This window comes from Crocosphaera watsonii WH 8501, assembly GCF_000167195.1.
Taxonomy (GTDB): Bacteria; Cyanobacteriota; Cyanobacteriia; order Cyanobacteriales; family Microcystaceae; genus Crocosphaera; species Crocosphaera watsonii.
Window position 1 is genome coordinate 1 of the sequence record NZ_AADV02000006.1, and the last position, 26,169, is coordinate 26,169.

The 26,169-nt window shown below is 37.1% G+C and carries 16 protein-coding genes and 8 pseudogenes; 12 read left to right on the forward strand and 12 right to left on the reverse strand.

The features are described from left to right. Window positions 1-303: transposase (locus CWATDRAFT_RS10670; RefSeq protein WP_007305027.1), on the forward strand; the 303-nt coding region annotated here is incomplete at its 5' end. Window positions 304-329: 26 nt separating this feature from the next. Here CWATDRAFT_RS10670 and CWATDRAFT_RS10675 read toward each other — a convergent pair. The 3 genes and pseudogenes from CWATDRAFT_RS10675 to CWATDRAFT_RS10680 form a co-directional block, all read right to left on the reverse strand. Next, window positions 330-1,118 (reverse strand): annotated as a pseudogene (locus CWATDRAFT_RS10675) (RNA-guided endonuclease InsQ/TnpB family protein); the annotation flags it as partial. Between the two features lie 105 nt (window positions 1,119-1,223). Beyond that, complete coding sequence (locus CWATDRAFT_RS33380) at window positions 1,224-1,379, reverse strand: helix-turn-helix domain-containing protein (protein WP_081450946.1); 156 nt, start codon at window positions 1,377-1,379, stop codon at window positions 1,224-1,226. A 168-nt stretch (window positions 1,380-1,547) separates the two neighbouring features. Then, the gene (locus CWATDRAFT_RS10680; protein ID WP_007305029.1) at window positions 1,548-2,504 is read right to left on the reverse strand and encodes a PhoH family protein; all 957 of its coding nucleotides are present in this window, start codon (window positions 2,502-2,504) and stop codon (window positions 1,548-1,550) included. A 234-nt stretch (window positions 2,505-2,738) separates the two neighbouring features. Between CWATDRAFT_RS10680 and hypD the strand changes: the two genes are divergently transcribed. Further along, the gene (hypD, locus tag CWATDRAFT_RS10685; protein ID WP_007305030.1) at window positions 2,739-3,854 is read left to right on the forward strand and encodes a hydrogenase formation protein HypD; all 1,116 of its coding nucleotides are present in this window, start codon (window positions 2,739-2,741) and stop codon (window positions 3,852-3,854) included. A 2-nt stretch (window positions 3,855-3,856) separates the two neighbouring features. On the opposite strand, the gene CWATDRAFT_RS10690 is transcribed toward hypD, so the two are convergent. Further along, the gene (locus CWATDRAFT_RS10690; RefSeq protein WP_007305031.1) at window positions 3,857-5,062 is read right to left on the reverse strand and encodes an RRXRR domain-containing protein; all 1,206 of its coding nucleotides are present in this window, start codon (window positions 5,060-5,062) and stop codon (window positions 3,857-3,859) included. 485 nt (window positions 5,063-5,547) lie between these two features. Here CWATDRAFT_RS10690 and CWATDRAFT_RS10695 point away from each other — a divergent pair, with 485 nt between their 5' ends. The 4 genes from CWATDRAFT_RS10695 to CWATDRAFT_RS10710 all read left to right on the forward strand — a co-directional run bounded on the left by CWATDRAFT_RS10695 (window position 5,548) and on the right by CWATDRAFT_RS10710 (window position 9,270). Beyond that, window positions 5,548-6,033: a globin family protein gene (locus CWATDRAFT_RS10695; RefSeq protein WP_007305032.1), complete on the forward strand. Its 486-nt coding sequence runs from the start codon at window positions 5,548-5,550 to the stop codon at window positions 6,031-6,033. Between the two features lie 88 nt (window positions 6,034-6,121). Then, window positions 6,122-6,607, forward strand: a complete 486-nt coding sequence (apcB, locus tag CWATDRAFT_RS10700) for an allophycocyanin subunit beta (protein ID WP_007305033.1) — start codon at window positions 6,122-6,124, stop codon at window positions 6,605-6,607. A gap of 187 nt (window positions 6,608-6,794) precedes the next feature. After that, window positions 6,795-6,998 carry a phycobilisome linker polypeptide gene (locus CWATDRAFT_RS10705; protein WP_007305034.1) on the forward strand — a complete coding sequence of 68 codons (204 nt, stop codon included), beginning with the start codon at window positions 6,795-6,797 and terminating at the stop codon, window positions 6,996-6,998. A 517-nt stretch (window positions 6,999-7,515) separates the two neighbouring features. Beyond that, window positions 7,516-9,270, forward strand: a complete 1,755-nt coding sequence (locus CWATDRAFT_RS10710; RefSeq protein WP_007305035.1) for a GspE/PulE family protein — start codon at window positions 7,516-7,518, stop codon at window positions 9,268-9,270. Here CWATDRAFT_RS10710 and CWATDRAFT_RS10715 read toward each other — a convergent pair. Further along, a complete protein-coding gene (locus tag CWATDRAFT_RS10715; protein WP_007305036.1) occupies window positions 9,230-10,777 on the reverse strand; it encodes an IS5 family transposase in 1,548 nt (515 codons plus the stop codon). The genes CWATDRAFT_RS10710 and CWATDRAFT_RS10715 overlap by 41 nt on opposite strands. Window positions 10,778-10,941: 164 nt before the next feature. Between CWATDRAFT_RS10715 and CWATDRAFT_RS10720 the strand changes: the two genes are divergently transcribed. Further along, window positions 10,942-11,100, forward strand: coding sequence for a hypothetical protein (locus tag CWATDRAFT_RS10720; RefSeq protein ID WP_021837003.1), 159 nt, complete (start codon window positions 10,942-10,944; stop codon window positions 11,098-11,100). A gap of 177 nt (window positions 11,101-11,277) precedes the next feature. Here CWATDRAFT_RS10720 and CWATDRAFT_RS10725 read toward each other — a convergent pair whose 3' ends face one another. After that, a complete protein-coding gene (locus CWATDRAFT_RS10725) occupies window positions 11,278-12,528 on the reverse strand; it encodes a GNAT family N-acetyltransferase (protein ID WP_007305037.1) in 1,251 nt (416 codons plus the stop codon). Window positions 12,529-13,079: 551 nt separating this feature from the next. On the opposite strand from CWATDRAFT_RS10725, the pseudogene CWATDRAFT_RS10730 reads away from it, so the two are divergent. Further along, a pseudogene (locus CWATDRAFT_RS10730) lies at window positions 13,080-13,994 on the forward strand (glycosyltransferase); the annotation flags it as partial. Between the two features lie 233 nt (window positions 13,995-14,227). Here the strand turns inward: CWATDRAFT_RS10730 and CWATDRAFT_RS33385 are convergent. Then, window positions 14,228-15,712, reverse strand: a pseudogene (locus tag CWATDRAFT_RS33385) (IS1380-like element ISCwa5 family transposase). 285 nt (window positions 15,713-15,997) lie between these two features. Here CWATDRAFT_RS33385 and CWATDRAFT_RS10745 point away from each other — a divergent pair. After that, entirely contained in the window at window positions 15,998-17,011 is a 1,014-nt protein-coding gene (locus CWATDRAFT_RS10745; RefSeq protein ID WP_007305042.1) for a hypothetical protein, read from the forward strand. A gap of 163 nt (window positions 17,012-17,174) precedes the next feature. On the opposite strand, the gene CWATDRAFT_RS10750 is transcribed toward CWATDRAFT_RS10745, so the two are convergent. The 3 genes from CWATDRAFT_RS10750 to CWATDRAFT_RS37180 form a co-directional block, all read right to left on the reverse strand. Further along, window positions 17,175-17,816: a transposase gene (locus tag CWATDRAFT_RS10750; RefSeq protein WP_007305043.1), complete on the reverse strand. Its 642-nt coding sequence runs from the start codon at window positions 17,814-17,816 to the stop codon at window positions 17,175-17,177. 64 nt (window positions 17,817-17,880) lie between these two features. Further along, on the reverse strand, window positions 17,881-18,462 hold the full coding sequence (locus tag CWATDRAFT_RS10755; protein ID WP_007303150.1) for a helix-turn-helix domain-containing protein: 582 nt from the start codon (window positions 18,460-18,462) through the stop codon (window positions 17,881-17,883). 8 nt (window positions 18,463-18,470) lie between these two features. After that, window positions 18,471-18,698, reverse strand: coding sequence for a hypothetical protein (locus CWATDRAFT_RS37180; RefSeq protein WP_042711425.1), 228 nt, complete (start codon window positions 18,696-18,698; stop codon window positions 18,471-18,473). Window positions 18,699-19,341: 643 nt separating this feature from the next. Between CWATDRAFT_RS37180 and CWATDRAFT_RS10765 the strand changes: the two are divergent. Continuing rightward, window positions 19,342-20,859, forward strand: a pseudogene (locus CWATDRAFT_RS10765) (IS5-like element ISCwa2 family transposase). On the opposite strand, the pseudogene CWATDRAFT_RS10770 reads toward CWATDRAFT_RS10765, so the two are convergent. Further along, window positions 20,817-21,215, reverse strand: a pseudogene (locus CWATDRAFT_RS10770) (Uma2 family endonuclease); the annotation flags it as partial. The pseudogenes CWATDRAFT_RS10765 and CWATDRAFT_RS10770 overlap by 43 nt on opposite strands. Window positions 21,216-21,445: 230 nt before the next feature. Between CWATDRAFT_RS10770 and CWATDRAFT_RS35745 the strand changes: the two are divergent. Next, window positions 21,446-22,931, forward strand: a pseudogene (locus tag CWATDRAFT_RS35745) (IS1380-like element ISCwa5 family transposase). 232 nt (window positions 22,932-23,163) lie between these two features. Here the strand turns inward: CWATDRAFT_RS35745 and ltrA are convergent. After that, a pseudogene (ltrA, locus tag CWATDRAFT_RS10785) lies at window positions 23,164-24,407 on the reverse strand (group II intron reverse transcriptase/maturase); the annotation flags it as partial. A 614-nt stretch (window positions 24,408-25,021) separates the two neighbouring features. Here ltrA and CWATDRAFT_RS39690 point away from each other — a divergent pair. Beyond that, a pseudogene (locus CWATDRAFT_RS39690) lies at window positions 25,022-26,124 on the forward strand (ISAzo13 family transposase). The last annotated feature ends 45 nt before the right edge of the window (window positions 26,125-26,169 follow it).

Sequence of the window (26,169 nt, forward strand, 5' to 3'; positions counted from 1 at the left end):
GGAATTACTATTGATTTGGGGAGAAAAGGAAAGGAGGGGATTTTGCAATCTATGGACAGCAGAGCAGATTTTTTATCAGATGAATCTCATCGAATTCGCTTTGTTTATATTCCTAAACATACATCGTGGCTTAATCAAATTGAGTGTTGGTTTTCGATCTTAGTCAGGCGTTTACTCAAAAGAATTACTGTCCGTTCAACTGAAGAACTATCCCAAAAAATTCTCAATTTTATTGATTACTTTAATCAACATTTTGCTAAGCCGTTCGTTTGGAAATTTAAGGGCTTTAAAGATCATAAGTGACTGGTGGATTATTTTTGCTAAGCTGCACTAGCATCACTAATTGACTTAGCTAACTTGTGGTTTTTAACCATATTTTTAATAGCTAAGCCTTCAATAGCAATCAGGTCATTGTCTCGCACAAGTTTAGTGGTTAACTTGTGAAGAAAGTCGGTACGAGCATCTTTAATTTGAGCGTAAACTTGAGCTACTTCTAAGCAAGCTTTATATCGATTATTTGAGCCTTTGGTTTTCCGACTCAAAGCCTTCTGCTTTCTTCTTAGCTTTTTGTATAAGCGGTTAAATTGTTTCGGATTAGCTACTTTTTCTTCGTTGCTAGTAGTAATTAAGCTGGTGATCCCGACATCAATTCCTAATTGTTTACCTGTTTTTGGTAATGGATTAATACTTGGGTCTTTAACTAAAATTGAGACAAACCAGCGTCCCGATGGGTCAAGTTTAACTGTTACTGTTGATGGGTAACAGTCTTGAGGCAAAAAGCGACTCCAGACTATATTTAGAGGCTCTTTACACTTAGCTAAAAACAGCCTACCATCTCTCCATTTAAACGCTGACTTGGTAAATTCGGCACTTCCCCCATTTCTCTTTTTCTTAAAGTTAGGATATTTAGAACGTTTAGCCCAAAAGTTGGTAAAAGCTGTTTGAAGATGCCTTAAACACTGTTGTAATGGCACACAACTAACTTCATTTAGAAACTCTAAATCTTCAAGCTTTTTCCACTCAGTTAATAGACTTGATGTTTGACTGTAGCCTATTCGTTCCTGTTTTTCATACCAACCTTCGGTGCGTACCGCTAATCCCGCATTTCTCACAAACTGATCAGTAATCAGCTAGAGGTTAGATGTGGCTTATTTTTCAAGCGATCGCTTAAAATGGCACACTGTTATTTTTTACTCGCCCCTCAAATCAAGGTTAAACTCAGACTACATAATGGTTTGAAGTTTAGCGATCGCAGAATTTGTGAGAAATGCGGGTAATGCTTTGTTATACACCAAGCGAACACATCCCATTGTCCGTCGCAAGAGGTTTTCTTGCGACGGGCTTGGGTAAAACCTGAATCGATAGGCACGTTCTCTCATACTTCACATTTTAACACATATTGTGTGAGTAAGCTAAACTAAAAGAGTAAAGCCGTCCTGCGCTCCGCTAAAGGACGGGGTTTCAGACCCAATTTTTCGATGATAATATTCCCAACATTATACCCATAGATAATATCAAAAATAAAAAAGACAATTAAAAACAATTTATTAATGTTCAAACTTTTCATAAGCTGCTACAATCTTTTGCACTAAAGGATGACGAACTACATCCTCTTGAGAAAAGTAACAAAAAGCAATACCTTCCACGGACTTTAAAATTTTAGTAGCAACCACTAAACCAGACTCTTGATGTCTGGGTAAGTCGGTTTGGGTAATGTCTCCTGTTACTACCATTTTTGAGCCAAACCCCAAGCGAGTCAAGACCATTTTTAATTGTGCAGGGGTGGTATTTTGTGCCTCATCAACTATGACAAAAGCATTGCTTAAAGTCCGTCCTCTCATATAAGCTAAAGGTGCAACTTCTATCTGTCCTCTTTCCATTAAATCAGGAATTCTTTGTGGGTCAATAAACTCATATAACGCATCGTATAAAGGTCTTAAAAATGGGTTAACCTTTTGTTGTAAATCTCCAGGTAAAAATCCCAATTTTTCCCCTGCTTCCACTGCCGGGCGAGTTAAAATTAACCGTTCACACTCATCGTTTAATAAGGCCCTAACCGCTAAAACAGCAGCTAGAAAAGTCTTTCCCGTCCCTGCTGGACCAATACAAAAAGTAACATCGTGTTTTTGGATAGCTTTAATATATTGTTTTTGTCGAAAGGTTTTCGCGCGAATGACTTCCCCTCGACGGGTTGTTGCTAAAATTGATTTCTGTAAGTCCTGATATTCCTCCATGCGTCCGGTATCTAGCGCTTGAAAGGCCGTCATGAGATCGGGGTGAGAAATAGTTTTTGCTTCTTCCCAGTAAGGTTTAAGCGATCGCAAGACTTTCATCACCCTATCCACTGGTTTTTCTTGTCCATAAACCCTTAATTCTTGACCCCGTAAGACCAAGTTAGCTCCCGTATGACGAGAGAGGAATTTTAAGTTTTCTTCGGCGACTCCAGCTAGGGCGATCGCACTTTCATGGGTTGGTAATTGCAGGGTTTGGGAAGTTTCGCTCATCTATGACGCTTAACGATGTTTGAAATAATAAGGCTTTGACTACTGTTATCAATGATAGTGAATAATTCAAGGTTTTGCCTACCTAGACAAACCATCAATTTTCAAATATTAATAGAAAAACAAAAAAAAAGTTAATTTTCCTCAAGAGAAGCAGAAGGGAGAATTATCATCGAGTCAAGAGAATAGTATTCAGTAAAAAAGTATTATCTATTGTCATTTTAAACTGAGAACACTATGAAATTTGTTGATGAATATCGTAATGCTGATCTAGCTCAAAAGTATGTCCAAGAGATCACACAAACAATTACTAGACCTTGGACAATCATGGAAATTTGTGGAGGACAAACCCATTCTATTGTTAAATATGGGATAGATCGCCTATTACCTCCTGAGATTACCCTGATTCACGGTCCTGGATGTCCTGTTTGTGTTACCCCCATTGAATTAATAGATTGTGCTTTAAAAATTGCTAGTTTACCTAATGTTATTTTTTGTTCTTTTGGGGATATGTTGCGAGTCCCTGGAAGCGAAAAAGATTTATTAACTATCAAAGCTTCTGGTGGGGATGTTCGTATTGTTTACTCACCTCTAGATAGTTTAAAAATTGCTCAAGAAAATCCTGATAAAGAGGTTGTTTTTTTTGCTGTTGGCTTTGAAACAACCACCCCAGCAACAGCTATGGCAGTTTATCAGGCTGATCAACAAGGAATTGAAAACCTCTCTTTATTAGTTTCTCATGTCTTAGTTCCCCCAGCTATGTCAGCCCTTTTATCATCGCCTAATTGTGTGGTGCAAGGATTTTTAGCAGCAGGTCATGTCTGTACCGTTATGGGCTACGAAGCTTATAAACCTATCGCTCAAAAATATAAAGTACATATCGTCATAACAGGGTTTGAACCTATCGACGTTTTGCAAGGAATTTATCATTGTATTCAACAATTAGAAACCGGAAAATATGACTGTGAAAATCAATATATTCGCTCCGTAAAATCTCAGGGTAACTTTTTAGCACAACAACTCATTCAAGAAATCTTTGAAGTGGTTCCCCGTCGTTGGCGAGGTATTGGAGAAATACGGGAGAGTGGCTTAGGTTTACGCCCAGAATACTCCCTCTATGATGCCTTAAAACGCTTTGAAAGCCCCTTATCCTCTTTAACCCCATCCACAGCCCCACAAGTCTGTATTAGCGGTGAAATCATGCAAGGGTACAAAAAACCTAACGATTGTCCTGCTTTCGGAACCCAATGTACACCAGAAAACCCTCTAGGTGCGCCCATGGTATCTTCAGAAGGAGCTTGTGCTGCTTATTACCGCTATCGAAACCATCGGCAACTGGTGGGGCAATATTAATTTCATCGTAAAATATGCGAGTGGAAACCCCGTCGTCTGAAAACGTCGGGGAGGAAACTAGCATCAACTAACAAACAGTTGCTCCAACGCTCTTCCGTTCCTTGTTTACAAATTAAACCCGTAGAGCGTTGGAGCAACACTACTTTCGAGGCAGTAAATTGTCCCAATCTTTTCCAATCGAAATCGGAAACTGAGACTTGTTTTGCTGTATCCCCAGAACACCAGCCATAGAAAACCTTGTTAGCCTTTTCCGCCTTGACAAAATCTCCTTTTCTGATGTTATGACGAGTAACTGTCCCTCCGTACTTTCGTCTTTTACCTCCTTTGCCTGGAAGCATTAAGTGAAGTTGACGACGACTAATGGGAGGGCGTTTGATTACCATGAATTGACAAAGGGTAATAGTTACATTTCCTTGCCAACTATGTCCATGATTATTACCCGAATAATGGGCTTTATACCTAAGAAATTGATAACAAGCGAAACTAACACCATCAACAGCATGGGAACTAGGTGTTTGTTCTGCTTTGTTTCTAGATTTTTCCAATTTCAGGTGTTTTCTTAAATTGGAAGTTTGCCAACCGTAAATGGTATGAACACTGCTCAACTTTTCTAATTGTTTAAGCATCCATTTCTGTCCTACCATAACGGCTGAAAATCCCTTTTCTGACTTAGCTTTTTTTCGACCCGATGTTAAATCAACATCGGCTTTGACGTACTCAAAGTAAATATCAGTAATAGGAAATACTTTACACAATTCTTGAATCACTCTTAATTCTAGTTGTCGATTAGCTTTAATAGATGGTGGTAATTTACCTTGTTTTCGATTATTAAACCGCTTTTGACGGTGCGCTCTTAAGGGAAAAGGTAGTTTACGATTAATTCGTCTTCCCCTTCTTGCTCGTCGCATCATCCGACGATTATCCATCCGTTCTCGAACTTTTTTAAAGGGTAGTTCAAGGTGAGCAGTAAACAAGGTAAATTTAGCTGATTGGACTCCAATCCCAGAAAAGAGTTTTCCTGGGTCTATTCCACAACTAATAGGTTGAGTTTTACTATCAGAAGGTTCGGCTACAAGCTGGACGAAAAATTGCCCTAGCTTATTGAACTTATGAATTGCTTTTCCTTCTTTTATCCACCGTCTAGCTCGACTTGGTTTTGTCGGCATTAACGGTTTTCCGTCTGGTGATAAAACTGGTACTCGATACATAAGATAATTCCTCAAATTAATGAGTTTTTTGTGTCTTCGCCCACCTAATCTAAGATGCCCTTTCTTAAAGCGTTTGCCCAAACAAACTTACAGATAACTCAAACTAGACAAGTATTTGAGAGTGTGTTCCAAGATTAAGCTCTATGGGCTATTCAACTCTTGCGTCGCCACTTTTAGGAGTGGCAATCCCTAACTTCAACGTAGTAAGTTAGGGTTGTTGAATGTCTTTCCTTCCCAAACTCCCCACTTTCTGAACGTTTCAAGCTTATCCGAGTGGTAGTGATCGGTGGGGTGTCTATCCCCGATTTATTAAAAAAATGTTACAAAATATTAAGAAACGATAGTGAATGTCAACACAATACCAGAAAATAGATGGGTCAGGTTGCTTGACAATGGATCAAGTTAAGCGATCCAATTGCAACCCGATTTCGTATAAGATGTAACTATTAGCGCATCTAGTTTAAATTATTGGGAGGAATCCATCCATGAGTATTGTCACGAAATCCATCGTGAATGCTGATGCAGAAGCTCGCTACCTTAGCCCTGGCGAACTCGATAGAATCAAAGCCTTTGTTACCAGCGGTGCTGCCCGTTTACGCATTGCAGAAACCTTGACCGGTTCACGGGAAACCATCATTAAGGATGCTGGAAATCGCTTATTCCAGAAGCGTCCTGACGTTGTTTCTCCTGGTGGAAACGCTTACGGCGAAGAAATGACCGCTACCTGTCTTCGTGACATGGACTACTATCTCCGTCTAATCACCTATGGAATCGTTTCTGGTGATGTTACCCCCATCGAAGAAATCGGTTTAGTGGGTGTAAAGGAAATGTATAAGTCTTTGGGAACCTCAATTGACGCAGTAGCCCAAAGTGTACGAGAAATGAAAGAAGTAGCCACTGGCATGATGTCTGCTGATGATGCAGCAGAAGCTGCTTCTTATTTCGATTATGTTATTGGTGCGATGAGCTAAGACGAGTAAAAAATACTCGCATTATCTCAGCCGTCCCCAATAATTGTTAAGACTGTTGAAGACTAGGCAAGATTAAGGAAGCAAAACTATGCAAGATGCAATTACCTCCGTCATTAATTCCTTCGACGTTCAAGGAAAGTACCTTGATGGTGAAGCGATCGATAAACTGAAAGGCTACTTCGCTACCGGAGAACTCCGTGTTCGCGCAGCTAGTGTCATCAGTGCCAACGCTGCGGCCATCGTTAAAGAAGCAGTAGCGAAGTCCTTACTGTACTCCGATGTTACCCGTCCTGGCGGTAATATGTACACAACTCGTCGTTACGCTGCTTGTATTCGTGACCTCGACTACTATCTCCGTTACTCCACCTACGCTATGTTAGCGGGTGATCCTTCCATCCTCGATGAGCGTGTTCTTAATGGACTAAAAGAAACCTACAACTCTTTGGGTGTTCCCATCGGTAGCACTGTTCAAGCTATTCAAGCCATGAAAGAAGTAACTGCTGGTTTGGTTGGTGCAGATGCAGGACAAGAAATGGGTGTCTATTTTGACTACATTTGCTCTGGCTTAAGCTAGAACCACTGAGGGTAACAACTAACTAAAGGTTGTTGAAAAAGGGGTTCGGGAAGTCTAGAGTGAGTGCTAGCTGGTTAAAGGCTCAATCTTTGCTGCTAAAGATGGGTTTTGACCATCTAGTATTGACTCTTGACTCCCGAACTTTGTTGTATAAGAATTTTTGAGGAAATTTAGGAGAACTTAACCCATGCGAATGTTTAAAGTCACCGCTTGTGTTCCCAGTCAAACGAGAATTCGGACTCAGCGAGAATTACAAAATACCTTTTTTACAAAATTGGTTCCCTACGATAATTGGTTTAGGGAACAACAACGCATCATGAAAATGGGCGGTAAAATCGTCAAAGTTGAATTAGCCACAGGGAAACCTGGAACCAACACTGGATTACTCTAGAGATTTCGTATATATCTCCAAGATTGTTGGTTTCCCTATTATCAATATTGTGGCTCAATCAAGAACCCATAGGCAACTAGAGCCTATGGGTTCCTTATTTTTATACTGCAATGCTAACTGGAGGGAAGAATTTGGGAATCCTGATAGAGAAGAGTAACACCATGAAGGGATTGTTTTCTGGTTGTAACAACCAACAAATCTGAGTTCGGTATTAGGATTTCGGAGTTCAGAGTGAGAAACTTTTCAAGGTAGTCACGGGGGATAAAGACTTCCAGTGCTACAACTTATGGAAATTTTGTCTTACGTCGAACTTAAGTAACTAACCGACAGGATATGAGAAATGTTATCGAAAATAGTTGGGTCTAAAACCCCGCCTTTTAAGGCGCATAGTTTTTGAAGCGGAGCATAAATCTCTGTTTCAAAAACAACTTCTGACTTCTGACTTCTGACTTCTGACTTCGTTAACTGACCCGAATGCCATTATTAAATTCTAATTCAAGCCTATCATTAACCACCCATGTCTAATCACCCTCAAGACTCCTTAAATTGTGAAGCCACGCTCATTGGTCAACCAGTACCAGATTGTGAGGCCACCATTGTTGGTGATAAATCTTCTCCACCAGAATTTACACCAGCAACCAATGCCATCTTACAGGAAACACCATCTAATAGGGTTGTTGCCCTGGTTAATAAATTTCTAGCCAAAGCAGTGGAAAAAAAAGCCACTTCTATTCAGATTGAACCGGAGGCCAATTTTCTCAGCATTCGCTATGGTAAAGCGGAAATTCTCAAACCCCTTGTTGATCCTTTACCCAAAAAATTTGCCTCACCTATCCTATCTCGGTTAAAATCTATGGCTGAGTTGGAGGTTAACCAATCTCAAACTCCACAAAGAGGTCGTATTCGCAAACGAGGGGGAGGTCGCACCATCCATTTTTTCGTACAAACTGAGGCCAGTTTGTATGGGGAAAAAATGACCATTCGTGTGGTGGATAGTGCTGTTAAACCCCCCAATTTGGAAACCTTCATTTCTGATGAAGTGATCAGACAAAACCTGGAAGAAATGATGGAGGGTTCTTCGGGATTATTATTAGTTACCAGTACAGATACAAAAGCCCCTACACCCCTTCTTTGTAGTTTGTTCTCTCAAAATATAGCTAATCCATCAGCCATGGCCACTGTGGAAGAATCTATCAGCTATCTTCTCTCTGGTATGAGTCAAACTGAGATCGATGTTGATCAAGAACAAGATTATCATACGGTATTGCAATCCCTTCTCCAGCAAGATAAAGCCCGTATTCTAGTTGATAATCTCTCCAACCCATCGGTGGCCCGAATGGTTGCAGAAATGGCAGATAATGACCGTTTTGTTCTCACCAGTCTCAACGCTGAAGATGGCATTAGTGCCATTGCTTTATTGAGGGAAATGGTCACTCCAACTTTATTGGCAGATACTTTAATAGGAGTGGTTCATCAACATAGTCTTCCTCGTTTATGCCCTGCTTGCCGTATGATTCATGAACCGACGGCAAGGGAATTGGCTGAATTGGGTATTTCTGAGACTGATAGTTCCCAAAATAGCTTTTATCAAGCCCGTTGCCTCAAGGAGACAGAAATCGAACAGATGAGACAAAAGGGGCGAGTTTGCCGTCAATGCAACGGTGAAGGATACGATGGTTATGTCCAATTATACGAATTCCATGCCATCACTCCAGCTTTAAGAACAGCCATTGCTCAAGGTGCCGATCTAGAACAACTCAAACAAATCTCCCGAAGGGATCAACCATCTTCTTTGAGAACGGAAGCACTTTCATTGCTTGAAGATGGGGAAATTGGTTTAAAGGAATTTGCTCAGGTGTGTCCCTCTTACGTTGATCCCTCGACTCCCACTCCCACTGAAATACCAATTCCCTCACCAACAGACGTAACCCAGCGTCTGGAAACAATGGAAACATTGTTAATGACTTTGACTAAAGAATTACATGATCTCAAACAAGCATTAAAAGATACTGATACTTCTTCAACTCCCACAACATCCCCACCCCCACAAACATCATCCTTTGAGGAAGCAGCAAAAGCGACTCAGATTAATGAACATATAGCCCCAAATGTTGATCTCTGTAAAGAAACAATTACTGCTAGTTCCAAGTTATACGAAGAGTTAGAAGATCCTGGAGATTGGGAGGCTTTAAAACGAGAATTAGGGTTTGCTGAAAAAGTTTCTCCAAAATTTATGCCACTTTTGACCAAGAATTTTCTGACAAATCAATAAGTTTTAGTACATAAAAATTGTTTAAAGTATAATCAAAATTAATAAAAGGCGGTTTGACGAGTTCCCCTGTTCTATTATTAGTAAATAAGGACAAAAAAAGCGACAAAAACTGCCTCAGAAGTTTAGAAAGATTGACAACTAAAAATGTAATAGCAATAGATGTAATGGAGGTTTCAGGGAGTTTTGTCATCACGAGATTTAGGCTAAATCTCACGAGATTTAGGCTAAATCTTCGTTTAGCTTGTCCAAACTTTCCCTCAATAGCATTACGGAAGCATTCATCGGAGTGGGCTTGTTTCTTTTCTTCTTCACTGACATTTTTCGGAGGTCTTCCTAACTTCGGACCACTGATTCTTATCCCTCTTTCCTTACACCAATTTCTGTTTTCCCTAGTTCGATAAATTTTATCTACATGGACGGATTCGGGATAATAGCCAAACGTTTCTTTATACTTTTCTACTTGTTCTTTTAAATGACAAGATTCATTGAAGTTTTTCCAACTTATTTTGTCTAGAAACACATAGTTATCTACACAGCTTACTGAGAGTTTAGCTCCAAACTCTATTGGTTTTCCTGCTTTTCCCCTCACTATTGGACGAATATGCGGTTGAGTTAAACTTACAATTCTTTGAGGAACACTCTGGGTCTTATTCTCCCACATTGACTGTTGTTGTTCATAAACTTTTTTGATAGTCTCTAGACAATTTTTCTGTCTTTTACTCAGATTTTCCAGGGAAGCCCCAGCTTGAATTAAGTCTTCTATATTTCCTAAATTTTTCTTAAGGTATTTTAACTGTTTCCCGATAGCTTTTCTTCTTTCTTGATAAGATACTTTTCGTTTTTTAGCTACTTTTAAGTATTCCTTTCTAGCAATTATTCTAGAAGTTCTCGGCTTTTTTCTCAATTTTACTCTTAATGGTTTATAAAGATTATCTATTATTCTTTCTGTCTCAATTCTGGCTTGATTTAATATGCCTAAATCCGTTGGGTATTTGATGTCTGCTGGCGCACAAGTCGCATCTAAAATTAGTTTACCTTTATTTTTTATTTTTTCTCCTTTTTCTTGGAGACAATCCTTTTTTTTTACTTCTTTATCACTCTTGTCTATTTCTCTTTTTACTATTTTTTTATTGATTTTGTTTATCAATTCTCCATCAATTCTTTTCCTAAAATGAACTAGCATTGAAGATTCCAGTGGTGGCTCTTGTTGATAACAATTTAAACCTATAAAGTATTGTAGATAGGGATTTTCTCTAATCTGTTCTATAGTTTCTCTATCACTTGTTCCTAATTTTTCCTTAATAATTAATGTCCCTAATGCCATTCTAAATAGTTTGGCTGGCGCACCTTTTTCTGCTGAAAAAAGTTTAGCATATTCTTCCTCAAAATCATCCCAAGGTATCAACTCTGCCATGATTACCCAACGATTATTGGGGGACAATTTGCCCTCGAAAGGTAATTCAAATTTTTCTGGGGGCGGTAAAGGTTGCTCCTCTTTTCGATACATTTGTTCTTGACCAACAACTGGGAGGTGTTTCTACCAATTATAGCGGTTTGTAGCCGACAAAGCTGATCTTTTTTGCGATCGCGAATATGGGTGTAACCTTTTAAAGAATAGGGTTTTGCTTTTATTCAGCAAACCCTAAATATACAGATGAAGAAGGTCGTAAAATGATCGCAAGTGTTGGTTATACTGCCGATTTAACTGACTATAATCTTAGTTTAGATGATACACCTTTTGCCATTGAAGTTAACGGGGAACAAATGACTTCTGGTCAAGGAAAAACCGATGGAACCGATGAGGTTGATCTTGTTCCTGCTGGTAGTTAATTAAACTTCTTCGTAACTCAAAAAATTGTTGAATAACAGAGGGGAATCTTATACCCTCTATTATTTAGTATTAACTATTAACTATTAATTATTAATTATTCGGTAAGGAATTTTGGTAAGATATGTTAAATTATCCCCCAATTATTGTTGTACAAGCCATGACATAACATAAAATATCTACTTTGAACCTTTATCTATTTTTTCCGAAGATTTGAAAGAGTTATTATTGTCTTGATGATGGTATTTTTGAGAATCTATTTGATTTTTCTCCGACAAATTAATAGGTTCTTTAACCCAAGAAAAACGAGTGGGAATAGGAGTGCGAGGTACAGCTTGTAACCCTTGTAACATATCTGATAGGTGGAGTCCTTCTAGTTTGGCTTCTTTGAGTTTGTGCCAGACAGAACGAGACATCAACAAAGTATTTTCAATGGGACTTGCCCCCAATTTTTCTAGATATTCTTCCCGTTCATGCTGATAGTCTGCTGAGATCAACTCTAAACCTTGACTAGGAAATTTTTGGACGATTTGTGCCATTTGTGCCAACAACTTTGGATAAAGCCAAGTATAGGCAGGATGGACAATCAACTGTGCCTGATGAGGTTGAGAACCATTTTTAGATAGGGTTAATTTGAAATAACCGATCGCTGCTTTTCTTTGGGGTTCAAAAACATAGCCCTGGGCGACTTCTGTTTGATTAAGCCACTGCTGCCATTTTGAACATAATCCCATCAAAAAATGAGTTTTAAAATCTTGTGAGTTGCGATCAAAAACCTGCCTTAATAACGGAGGCATAGAAACACAGTCTAACTGATATAATAATTGCGCATCTGCATTACTCACTGGCAGTAAATTGGGCAATTCTGAATTCTGTTGGGCTAGGGTTTGTAATAATGTAGGTTCTAGTAACCAATAGGTTAATTGGGCTAAGGGTTGAAAGCCATTTTGCCGATATAAGGCTAAGGTATTCTTTTCATTGATATTAACCTCCAAAACCCAAGTTCTGGCTTCCCAGACGGCTTCTAAACAATAGCGTAATAACTGAGATCCTACACCCTTAGGGTTGGTTAATAGCTCAGGTTGTCCTTGATCACAAGCCACCATAACCTTTTCTACACGCCAGGTACTCCGTCCCATGTTGAAAGGGGAAATATGGATAAATCCTTTTAACCGTTTTAGTCGTGGATCTGATTGTTGGGGTGACTCTGCTACATAGACACGAAAATGATCTCTAAGACTGTTGGGGAACCAGCTAAGAAACTTGAGAACCCCAAACCAACGTTTGGTTTGTTGTAATTGTTCTGCAAAAGAAACCGAATTTGGGGCAGTCTGGTTAGTCTCTGTGGTAATACCTTCTAACCAGTCAAGATCCCGATATTGGACGGGACGGATCAATACTTTGGGATAATTATCAGAAGATGCTGTCATGAATCGCACTGGGAAGTGGGTCGCCTACTTTCTATCTTAACCATTTTTAGGGATTTCTTGTTTAATTTAGACCCCGTAGTTCACGACAGGGTCCGATCTAGGGTAGGCTAAGGGAGTAATTGACCCTCCACTGCCCTTATGGCGAGTGGATTCTTGGTTCAACAAGTCCACTTAGACCCGTGTACCTTGCGATTCTTAGTCCAGAGGTGGTTCTTTCCCCAAGCGTTACTTTTCGTGCGCCCCACGATAATGGATAAAACCCCATATCTTTGATTGCCAAGGCACAGCGTCAGTAGATCACTTGCGTCAGTTTGAGACAAGCGATCGCCCCGTCTGAGGTTCCCTCAGACATAGGGACGGAGCAAGAAGGACGGGGCTTTAAACCCAATTTTTTGGTAATTTCTTGACCTTTAGGATTAATTGGGTTTGAATGAAGGGTAATAGATATATTTTTACCCTGAACTAATATACTTTATTATTAATGGCTAGTCTCCCATAAAACACCTTGACTATAAATCTGTTTACTTTATCTTAATTCTAATGATCAGGACATGCGCATCCTTATTTACTCGTATAATTATCATCCCGAACCCATTGGTATTGCCCCTCTAATGACAGAGTTAGCCGAGGGTTTAGTTAAGAAAGGACATAATGTGCGAGTTGTTACCGCTATGCCCTGGTATCCCAATAGTGAAATTGCTCCAGAGTATCAGGGTAAATTGTATCTTACTGAAAATTGTAATGGCGTGAAAATTCAACGGAGTTTTGTCTGGATATCTCGTGAAAGAAATTTTTAAAATCGGGCTTTGTTCGAGATTAGTTTTGTTTTTTTAAGTTTTTTCCAGGTTTTAAAAGGTTCTCGTCCTGATGTTATTTTTTTGACAATTCCTGGTCTGCCAGTCTGTGTTCCAGCAGCTATTCTTAGTTGGTTATATCGAACACCCATTGTTCTCAATTTACAAGATATTCTACCTGATGCAGCCGTTCATGTGGGCTTAATTCGTAATCCTAAAATGATTCGCTTGTTTACATGGTTGGAAAAGTTTGCTTATAAAACAGCGAGAAAAATTAGTGTAATTAGTGATGGGTTCACCGAAAACCTTTTAGAGAAGAAAGTTTCTAAAGAGAAAATTATAGAAATTCCTAATTGGGTAGATATTAACTTTATTAAACCTCTTGAAAAAGAAGATAATTACTTCCGCAAAGAAAATAATTTAGATGATAAATTTGTCGTTCTCTATTCGGGGAATATTGCCCTAACTCAACCATTAGAAATTTTAATAGATGCAGCCGTTAAGTTAAATCATCTTGATAATTTGGCTGTTGTTATTGTGGGTAAACAAGAAGCACTGGAAAGGCTAGAAAAGTACTCTTGTGGAAAAAAAGCTACCAATGTCATTTTAAAACCGTTTCAACCTAGACATAAATTACCTGAAATGTTGGCAGCCGCTAATCCCGGATTTCTCACAAATTAATTTGAAAGCCCAATCCAGAGATGAAAAATGATGATTTTTAGGACTAATAGAAATTTTGAATATAGATGAATAAAAAAATTGACTTTGATTATCCAAAAATTGAGTTTAAGAGGGAATAATTATATTAACTTTTGATTTTCTCCACTATAAATAAGACTAAATGAAAGTATCAGTCAGTCAACAACTTATGATAGATATCTTTTTTAAAAAACAACTTATTCTACTTATCCAGTATTAGGAATAGTTTTAATTCTTTTGTTAGCAATAGACAAAATATCTTGATAAGGACAAGCACTAGCTATAGCGATAATAATTCTTCTACAACTAATCTTTATTCTGGCTCCCAACTTAAGAAGATTTAGACGTATTCTTCCCACAGTTGCTTTAGCCAATGAAGTTTTTTTTAAACAGTGTTGACGAAAAGCATTTATGAGAACATAAGCCCAGGAATCTATCCATAATCTTAGTTGATTACTTTGAAATGTTTGAGTTGAAGTTCTATCAGCTAACAAGTCTAATTGTTGTTCTTTAATCCGATTTTCCATCTCGCCTCTCGGACAGTATTTTTTTGTATAAAGTTTTGAGGGTGGAATTTTTGAAGCGGGCAAAGATGTCACCACATGGCGCATTTTTAAGCCATCACTTCCATAACAAATTTTTGTCACTACTCTTCTTTGACAACTCCATGACTTTTCTGTTTTATAACTAATAGAGCGATACCAAGTAGAAATTGGTACTAATTTTTTAACTTCTTCTAAATCTTCTTTTTTCTGAAATAAACTATCCATTAATTCAGTTATTGGAGCTAGTTTTTTTTCATATTCATGTTTGGCTTTTTCAATTACATCATCCGCTCGTAACTTAAGAACGCCATTTGTTCCCATAGCTATAACATAATCAACTAAAGGCTAATTTTCACAAAAATAGAAGATTTCTTCACGGGCATAGGCACTATCACCCCTAACTAGGATATGAGTCTCTGACCATTTTTCTCTAATTAGTCCGATAATTCTTTGTAATTCGTCTAAGGCTCCATCGGCTGGATCTACATTAGATGAACGAAGTTTAGCAACTAATAAATGATGCCCACAGAAAATATATAAAGGAGCATAACATACTCCGTGATAATAACTATTAAAAAATGCCCCTTCTTGATTACCATGTACTTGGTCATCCGTGACATCCATATCTAATATAATACTTAAGGGAGGTTTTTTATAAGACTCTAAAAAAAATTCGACAAAAGATTTTTCAATGGCTTCAAAGTTGGGTTCTATTTTATGATAACGACTCGTTTTTTGGTCGAGAATAGTCTCAGGACAATATTCCAATCTATTAATTGTACTTTTTCCAGCTAACCATCCCTTTTTATCTTCAAGTTTATTAAGCTTTTCTAAAGCGATCTTAAGGGCAGGATCGTGACGTAATTTATCATGGTCATTGACATCTTCATAGCCTAAAATAATTCCATAAAGCCTTTGTGCTAATAACTCATGAACGGAATGATCTACATAAGATTGATGACGATGATCTTGAAAACAGTTACCAAACTTCTCGGTAATTCCCAGTTTTTTATCCAACTCAGCTATCCAGACAATCCCCGCATCTGAAGTGATTAGTCCCCCATCAAAATTAGCGATTATTTCTTTTCCTTTCTGTTTACTAAAGTTGATTACTTGACGAGGGGTTCGGGGATAACCGGGACTCATTAAATCAGTTTAAGGTAAATTGCTTTAATAATTAAATTATAGCATATTTTATTCTAACAATCTAGTACTATTAGAGATTTTATTAATAATTTTTTTGGAAAAATGAGTGATTGATTTATCTTTTCATCTTTGTCTAATTCGGGTTGATTTTAACTTAAAATCTGACAACAGACTGTTGGTTGGGGAAATCTGCGACCGCTCTGTTCAAACCCACTTCCTGTAAGGCTTCTGTGTTTGGCGATCGCAGATTTTGTGAGAAATTCGGGTTAAGAGGCGTGGTAAAAAATGAATAGTATTCCTGATGCAACAAGATTAACTGCTTTTACAAAAAAATTTAAATCAAATCAATTATCTTTGTTAGTTATGGGTTGCAGTTTGGCCACCATAACGACTATTAGTCTTTTTTATGGTTTAACTCGTCCTTGTGTTTTTGGTGAATGTCCACAAATTAATCAAGCAGAACAAATTTATGAACAGACTGAAATTTTATCAAAAAATAATGTTAGTGATGCTGAAATAACTTTAGTAAAAACTAATTTAGAATTAGCCATTAATTTATTACACGACATTCCTTTTTGGTCTAACTATCATCAAGAATCTTCTCAACTCAAGAATCAATATCAACAACAATTAGACGATATTTTATTACTCGAATCTGCTATAAATCAAAAAAGCAAAGCACTATTATCATTATCCTTATCAGAATCATCTCCTTTATCACTTTCACAACTAGAAGCACTTAAACAAGAATTTCAGGCGGCGATCGCCCAGATAAAATTAATTCAGAATAATGAATTTTTAGAGGAAGTAAAAAATCAGAAATATAAAGAATACTCAAATAATATCCAACTAATTAATCAAAGGATAGTAAAAGAAAAACGAGCGTTCAAAAGCCTAGAACAAGCAAAATCAGGGGCATTATTAGCTCAAAATAGAGAAAATACTGCCAACAATGTAAGCAGTTTAGAATTAGTATATAATAGTTGGACAAAATCTATAAAAAGCTTACAAGACATACCAATAGAAACAACTGTTTATCAGGAATCTCGTACTCTTTTACAGAGCTATATATTCAGGAAAAATAGAATTGAGAAACGGAAAAAACAAGAAAATTTAGCCTTAGAAATGTATGAGGAAGCTAATAAATATGCTAAACTAGCTGAGAAATCAGAAAAAAGTAACCAATTGTTACAAGCAGTTAACTATTGGAATATGGCTACACTCCATATCAATAAAGTCCCTCAAAATACCTTTAAGTGGAATGAAATTCAACCCTTAACATCGACTTATAAAATATAATTAGCTCAAGCTCAAAATAAATTCAATAAAAGTAGAGAATTAAATAAAATATCATCAGAGTTAGATGCAATGTGTAAGACTAAAGAGCCAATATGTAACTATGATATCACCGAAAAAATAATCAGAATTAGACTAGTGCAGCTTAGCAAAAATAATCCACCAGTCAGTTATGATCTTTAAAGCCCTTAAATTTCCAAACGAACGGCTTAGCAAAATGTTGATTAAAGTAATCAATAAAATTGAGAATTTTTTGGGATAGTTCTTCAGTTGAACGGACAGTAATTCTTTTGAGTAAACGCCGGACTAAGATCGAAAACCAACACTCAATTTGATTAAGCCACGATGTATGTTTGGGAATATAAACAAAGCGAATTCGATGAGATTCATCTGATAAAAAATCTGCTCTGCTGTCCATAGATTGCAAAATCCCCTCCTTTCCTTTTCTCCCCAAATCAATAGTAATTCCACAGCTTTCTGCTACTAATTTGACTAAGCTTTCCGATTTATGAGTGTTGAGTTTATCTACAATAAAAATCCATTCTGCTTTTTCATCAATCTTAATCGTTCTCTGGATATGTTCAGAAAAATCTTGTTCTGTTCTTGTCGGTCCAATAAAGGGACTAACAACTTTTCCTCTTGCCACATCCCAGTTCGCAATCAAGCTTAAAGTTCCGTGTCTTTCATATTCAAATTCGATTTTTTCTACTTGTTTAGGCTTGATTCTTTTGTTCGGAAATAATCTCTCAAGAGCTTGAATCCCTGTCATTTCATCTGTACTAATTAAATGAATTCCTTGTTCTAACAAAGTTTTAGCTTCTTGATGAAGTTCACAGATATATTTGACTTGCTTTTTAAATTTTAAGGGATCATCAATTTTGGCATTTAACCAGTAACGAACGAGATGTGGTTGTAATGTCGCTTCTTTTTAAAAAACGCCCCACACTACGGGGGGAAATCTTTTCGACAATTCCTCTTTTTATGGCTTCATCCGCCAACTCTGAAGGTGTCCAATGGCTCACTGGTCTGTCTGATTTTTCACATTCTTCACAAGCGATCGCTACAATCTGGACTACTTGTTCGACCGTAAAGGATTTTGTTGTTCCAGGTCTTGGGCGATCGCTTAAAATTCCTTTGATCAAGACCATTAATGCTTTCTCCGTTACCTGTTGTTCTTCGGCGGCACTCAGTTTTTCTCTCTCCTCAAACCATCGCGATCGCCACTGACGCACTTGTACTCGGTCTAATTCTAATCTTCGACTAATCGAACTATTGCTCTCTCCTGATGCTGCGGCTAAGATTAGCTTGGCTCGTCTAACAAGGCGATAGGGGTTTGTTGTCCCTCTCACTATTTGTTGGAGTACTGTTTTCTGTAGGTTGGAGAGGTTAATTGGCAATGCTTTTATCATGGACATCAACTTCGAGATTCTTCCGTTAGTTTCATTGAAACACATTGTCGTGGCTAGTCACGAAAGTTTCTGTAAAAATCTGGTGGATTACTTTCGCCAAGCTGCACTAGTCTGGCTGCTATTTCTTCAAAAAAACGACTAAATACATAGATTGAAAGACTTACTAAAGCGAGAGATACAGCTAGGGCTTTTCCATAACTCTCTCCTTCTGTAGCGGTGGCTAACAGCGATGGACTACACCACTGTAAAGCATTATTAATAAGCGATATGGGTTCTATCATGGGCTTTTATAAAAATGTTAAACAATTAATTTTGATAAGTTTTGCAGTCGGGAAAAACCCAATCTCTAAAGACTTCACTCTATCACATGATTGTTTAGCCCCCCAAACCCCGTGGAAAGTATCCCGGTTGGAAACAAGGGAAAAAAAGGAATAAAAAACATCCTTATCCTACAGTTAAAAAGACAGTAACTCGCCCATAAAAAGCCAAGAAGAAAACTGCTTAAAGTTTTCTATAAATATATTAGTTTTTTTAGATTTAGATTTAGAAGCAATGGGCAAGCATAACTCGGATCTTGGTCGTCGAATTAAAAGAGGATTGTTTAAGACTGCCAATAATCAAGTCATTAACTCAGATATTAATGGCAGTCTAATGTCTATCATAACTTTAACGATCTGGAGATTTTAGCTGGGGACTTTTGCTTAAAGAAAACTGCTAAGCCGTACAGACCAAAACCAAAAAGTCCTAAAATAGAACTGGACTCGGGAACAGAAATTTGACTATAAATAGGGTTTGCTGAATAAAAGCAAAACCCTATTCTTTAAAAGGTTACACCCATATTCGCGATCGCAAAAAAGATCAGCTTTGTCGGCTACAAACCGCTATAATTGGTAGAAACACCTCCCAGTTGTTGGTCAAGAACAAATGTATCGAAAAGAGGAGCAACCTTTACCGCCCCCAGAAAAATTTGAATTACCTTTCGAGGGCAAATTGTCCCCCAATAATTGTTGGGTAATCATGGCAGAGTTGATACCTTGGGATGATTTTGAGGAAGAATATGCTAAACTTTTTTCAGCAGAAAAAGGTGCGCCAGCCAAACTATTTAGAATGGCATTAGGGACATTAATTATTAAGGAAAAATTAGGAACAAGTGATAGAGAAACTATAGAACAGATTAGAGAAAATCCCTATCTACAATACTTTATAGGTTTAAATTGTTATCAACAAGAGCCACCACTGGAATCTTCAATGCTAGTTCATTTTAGGAAAAGAATTGATGGAGAATTGATAAACAAAATCAATAAAAAAATAGTAAAAAGAGAAATAGACAAGAGTGATAAAGAAGTAAAAAAAAAGGATTGTCTCCAAGAAAAAGGAGAAAAAATAAAAAATAAAGGTAAACTAATTTTAGATGCGACTTGTGCGCCAGCAGACATCAAATACCCAACGGATTTAGGCATATTAAATCAAGCCAGAATTGAGACAAAAAGAATAATAGATAATCTTTATAAACCATTAAGAGTAAAATTGAGAAAAAAGCTGAGAACTTCTAGAAAAATTGCTAGAAAGGAATACTTAAAAGTAGCTAAAAAACGAAAAGTATCTTATCAAGAAAGAAGAAAAGCTATCGGGAAACAGTTAAAATACCTTAAGAAAAATTTAGGAAATATAGAAGACTTAATTCAAGCTGGGGCTTCCCTGGAAAATCTGAGTAAAAGACAGAAAAATTGTCTAGAGACTATCAAAAAAGTTTATGAACAACAACAGTCAATGTGGGAGAATAAGACCCAGAGTGTTCCTCAAAGAATTGTAAGTTTAACTCAACCGCATATTCGTCCAATAGTGAGGGGAAAAGCAGGAAAACCAATAGAGTTTGGAGCTAAACTCTCAGTAAGCTGTGTAGATAACTATGTGTTTCTAGACAAAATAAGTTGGGAAAACTTCAATGAATCTTGTCATTTAAAAGAACAAGTAGAAAAGTATAAAGAAACGTTTGGCTATTATCCCGAATCCGTCCATGTAGATAAAATTTATCGAACTAGGGAAAACAGAAATTAGTGTAAAGAAAGAGGGATAAGAATCAGTGGTCCGAAGTTAGGAAGACCTCCGAAAAATGTCAGTGAAGAAGAAAAGAAACAAGCCCACTCCGATGAATGCTTCCGTAATGCTATTGAGGGAAAGTTTGGACAAGCTAAACGAAGATTTAGCCTAAATCTCGTGATGACAAAACTCCCTGAAACCTCCATTACATCTATTGCTATTACATTTTTAGTTGTCAATCTTTCTAAACTTCTGAGGCAGTTTTTGTCGCTTTTTTTGTCCTTATTTACTAATAATAGAACAGGGGAACTCATCAAACCGCCTTTCATTAATTTTGGAGAAACTTTTTCAGCAAACCCTAAATATTCTTGCATTTTTAATTGTAAATCAGAATATCTTTGATTTTTTAGGTCACTGGGACTAACTAATTCAATAACAAAATCGGGAGCAATGGGTGGAAAACCTTGCTTTTCTTGAAGGGTTAAACCATTCCAGCGTTCTAATTTAATCCAACTAACATCAGGACTTCTTCTGGCACCATTGGGTAAGATAAATAAAGTAGAAGAATCAAAAGCTTTTCCTAATTTAGTTTGACGATTCCAAATACCTAAATCTAAATAGAGATTAAAGTTTTTTCTCCCTGCTTCACCCCCTGTTGGACTCATAATAATTAATTCTCCTTCTTGCGTTAACTCCATTCGTATTTGTTGATCAATATTAGCCCCGAATTTCTCACAAAATCTGCGATCGCCAAACACAGAAGCCTTACAGGAAGTGGGTTTGAACAGAGCGATTGCAGATTTCCCCAACCAACAGTCTGTTGTCAGATTTTAAGTTAAAATCAACCCGAATTAGACAAAGATGAAAAGATAAATCAATCACTCATTTTTCCAAAAAAATTATTAATAAAATCTCTAATAGTACTAGATTGTTAGAATAAAATATGCTATAATTTAATTATTAAAGCAATTTACCTTAAACTGATTTAATGAGTCCCAGTCATCCCCGAACCCCTCGTCAAGTAATCAACTTTAGTAAACAGAAAGGAAAAGAAATAATCGCTAATTTTGATGGGGGACTAATCAGTTCAGATGCGGGGATTGTCTGGATAGCTGAGTTGGATAAAAAACTGGGAATTACCGAGAAGTTTGGTAACTGTTTTCAAGATCATCGTCATCAATCTTATGTAGATCATTCCGTTCATGAGTTATTAGCACAAAGGCTTTATGGCATTATTTTAGGCTATGAAGATGTCAATGACCATGATAAATTACGTCACGATCCTGCCCTTAAGATCGCTTTAGAAAAGCTTAATGAACTTGAAGATAAAAAGGGATGGTTAGCTGGAAAAAGTACAATTAATAGATTGGAATATTGTCCTGAGACTATTCTCGACCAAAAAACGAGTCGTTATCATAAAATAGAAACCAACTTTGAAGCCATTGAAAAATCTTTTGTCGAATTTTTTTTAGAGTCTTATAAAAAACCTCCCTTAAGTATTATATTAGATATGGATGTCACGGATGACCAAGTACATGGTAATCAAGAAGGGGCATTTTTTAATAGTTATTATCACGGAGTATGTTATGCTCCTTTATATATTTTCTGTGGGCATCATTTATTAGTTGCTAAACTTCGTTCATCTAATGTAGATCCAGCCGATGGAGCCTTAGACGAATTACAAAGAATTATCGGACTAATTAGAGAAAAATGGTCAGAGACTCATATCCTAGTTAGGGGTGATAGTGCCTATGCCCGTGAAGAAATCTTCTATTTTTGTGAAAATCAGCCTTTAGTTGATTATGTTATAGCTATGGGAACAAATGGCGTTCTTAAGTTACGAGCGGATGATGTAATTGAAAAAGCCAAACATGAATATGAAAAAAAAACTAGCTCCAATAACTGAATTAATGGATAGTTTATTTCAGAAAAAAGAAGATTTAGAAGAAGTTAAAAAATTAGTACCAATTTCTACTTGGTATCGCTCTATTCGTTATAAAACAGAAAAGTCATGGAGTTGTCAAAGAAGAGTAGTGACAAAAGTTTGTTATGGAAGTGATGGCTTAAAAATGCGCCATGTGGTGACATCTTTGCCCGCTTCAAAAATTCCACCCTCAAAACTTTATACAAAAAAATACTGTCCGAGAGGCGAGATGGAAAATCGGATTAAAGAACAACAATTAGACTTGTTAGCTGATAGAACTTCAACTCAAACATTTCAAAGTAATCAACTAAGATTATGGATACATTCCTGGGCTTATGTTCTCATAAATGCTTTTCGTCAACACTGTTTAAAAAAAACTTCATTGGCTAAAGCAACTGTGGGAAGAATACGTCTAAATCTTCTTAAGTTGGGAGCCAGAATAAAGATTAGTTGTAGAAGAATTATTATCGCTATAGCTAGTGCTTGTCCTTATCAAGATATTTTGTCTATTGCTAACAAAAGAATTAAAACTATTCCTAATACTGGATAAGTAGAATAAGTTGTTTTTTAAAAAAGATATCTATCATAAGTTGTTGACTGACTGATACTTTCATTTAGTCTTATTTATAGTGGAGAAAATCAAAAGTTAATATAATTATTCCCTCTTAAACTCAATTTTTGGATAATCAAAGTCAATTTTTTTATTCATCTATATTCAAAATTTCTATTAGTCCTAAAAATTATCATTTTTCATCTCTGGATTGGGCTTTCAAATTAATTTGTGAGAAATCCGGGTTTACCAGTGTATGTCTCTTTATTTCCGTTTCGGCATGATGGTAGAGGATTGCTCCTGTTGTTTGGAAGGTCCAAAATCCGTGTTTTCCGTGTGAGAAATATTTTCTGAGAGCTTTAATCAATGGTGTCTTTTTCTTTTTCCTGCTAACTGTCCATGCTCTAAGCATCTCCCATAGTAAATAGTCTTCGGATGCGAACGTTACTTTGCTTGTTACAGTTCGGTAGTAGTTACACCATCCTCTTATAATGGGTTTAATCTTGCGATTAGTGCTGATTGTGGGGCTTTCTTATGGGCTTTGATAACCTCTTTGATTGCCTCATGATGAGCTAGTATTTTCTTTTTGCTAGGTTTGATTAACGTTTTGAATCCAATTGTTGTGGAATTATTTCCCCCTGTTCTACCAGAGTGGTGTTCTCCTACAGGGTATGACCTGACATTGAATCCAAGAAACTCAAAACCTGGTTTAATGGTTTTTCCGTCATGTTCGATACTTTTTAAAGTATGTCTGATGGAGGTCTTTTCTGGTTTTAATTGCAGTCCGACTTTTTCTAACCATTGTGCAATCAGTTTTTTACATTGTAGAATAACGTCGTAGTCCTTATGAAGAACTACGAAATCATCGGCATAGCGAATGATTCTAGGTTTATAGTCCCATACGACAGTTCCATTTCCTTGGCGTTTTGTGCGAGGGAAGTGGTTTTCTACGTCTTTTATCATTCCGTGTAGTGCAATGTTTGCCAGTAATGGGCTTATTACACCGCCTTGAGGTGTACCTGAGTCGGTTTCCTCAAAGATGCCTTTGTCCATAACACCACATTCTAACCATTGTTTAATGATTCTTTTGATGTTATGTGGACAATCTACTTTAGACAGTAGGTAATCATGGTTAATCTTGTCGAAGCACTTGGCGATATCCGCATCAAGGACATATTTGGAGCCTTTATGAATATTGGAAAATATTCTTTCGATAGCGTCATGTGCGCTTCTGCCTGGACGAAAACCATAGGATGTTCCCTCAAATTGGGCTTCCCAATATGGCTCTAAGGCTGATTTAACCAAGGCTTGCATTGCTCTATCTTTCATGGTGGGTATTCCCAATCCACGTTTTTCATCTCTTCTGTGGTTGGGAATCCAAACCCGTCTGAGTGCCTTTGCTTTGTAACCTTTTATAGTCAGTTCTTTGACTAACTTTAATCTTTGGTTAGGTCGTAGTGACTTTTTACTTCTCACATCCATGACCCTTGCGCTTAAGTTTGTTCCTACTTATCTACTCGACCAGTGATAAGAGCAGTCATGGACTTAATTCATTCCGTTGGCTTGGGTATATCGGTTTTAGGTTTCATCTCTCCCCCAGGTTACTTTTCAGGAATCGGTGTGGATGTCACTCAGAAAACTCCACTTTTCACCATGTTCTTTTTGAACGCAGCCTATCAAACAGTTTTGGCTACTTCCAGGTCTTGAGGGTTCAAGTCAATGATTCAACATAATGTTTAACCATGACCGATTGACTTGAGGATTTCTTGTGCTGTTTCATAGTGGTTATCCCCTTTTAAGGTGATTTCCGAGAAAGCTTTTCCCATAGGGGGTAATAGCTTGGACTAAAGGCTTTCAAGAAATAAAAGAAACAGAGAGTTAGCGGATCTTGGTACACAACTTTAAAATTTCATAATTGGCTTGTCTGAAAAAATAGAAGAAATAGATTAAAATGAAGAGGTAAAAAGATTAGAGAGAGTAAATTGAAGCTAAAACAGACAAATAATCCCTTAACCCCGTCGATGGTCGATGATTTACGTTTAGCAGCCTCAAAAATGACGGGAGCAGAGCGTCGTTCATTTCAAGCTGAAATGTGTCTCAAGTATTGTGGAGGAAGTGCCAGACAAACCGAAATCGTGTTTGGTTGGGGGAGAAAAAATGTTCAACTTGGATTACATGAAAAACGAACTGGGATAGTGTGTTTAGGATTACAATCAGTCAATAGTGGATGTAAAAAATGGGAGGAAAGATACCCAATAGTTGCCCAATCATTGAAAGAAATAGCCGAAGCTCACGCACAACAAAACCCCACATTTAATAACCCCATTGCCTATACAAGATTAACGGCGGCTGAAGCCATTAAACAATTAAGAAATCTAGGATATAATGGAGAGGAGGTTCCTGCTGCTTCGACAATGGCAGATATTTTAAATCGTTTGGGCTATCGATTAAGAAAAGTGGTAAAAGCTAAACCTAAAAAAAAATCTCGGAGACGGACGCTATCTTCGAGAATATAGAGAAAAAAGATGGAAAAAAAGACCCTTCTGTGAAACGTTTAAGTATGGATTGTAAAGCAACTGTGGAAATAGGAGAATATTCACGTGGCGGACAAACCAGAGGTTATAATCAAGCTCAAGATCATGATATGGGAACTAAAGAAAAATACGTTCCTTGTGGGATTGTAGATGAAGATACAGGGCAACTTTATGTAACTTTTGGAAGTTCTTATAAAACGAGTGATTTCATGGTAGATAACTTGGAGCAATGGTGGACAAGTCTGAGTATAACTGAAAAGCAGCAACTAGAGAACATCCAAATTAAAGTTGATAATGGACCAGAAAATAGTGGAAGAAGAAGGCAATTTTTGAAGAGAATGGTAGAGTTTGCCGACCAAACTAAGAAATCTATTCAATTACTATATTTTCCTCCTTATCACAGTAAATATAATCCCATAGAAAGATGTTGGGGAATTTTAGAGAGGCATTGGAACGGAACACTTCTGAGAAATGCTCAAACGATGTTAGCTTGGGTAAAAACTATGACATGGAAAGGCTTAAATCCGATAGTTAAGTTAAGTAAAAAAGTTTATCAAAAAGGCATTTCTTTAACGAAAAAAGAGATGAAGGAAATTGAGAAACGTTTAGAACGTAATCCTCACTTACCTAAATGGGATATTTTGATTAGACCCAGTTAGTCTAAAAAGTTAATAAGAGTGTAAAATTAAGTGAATTTCCTTTTT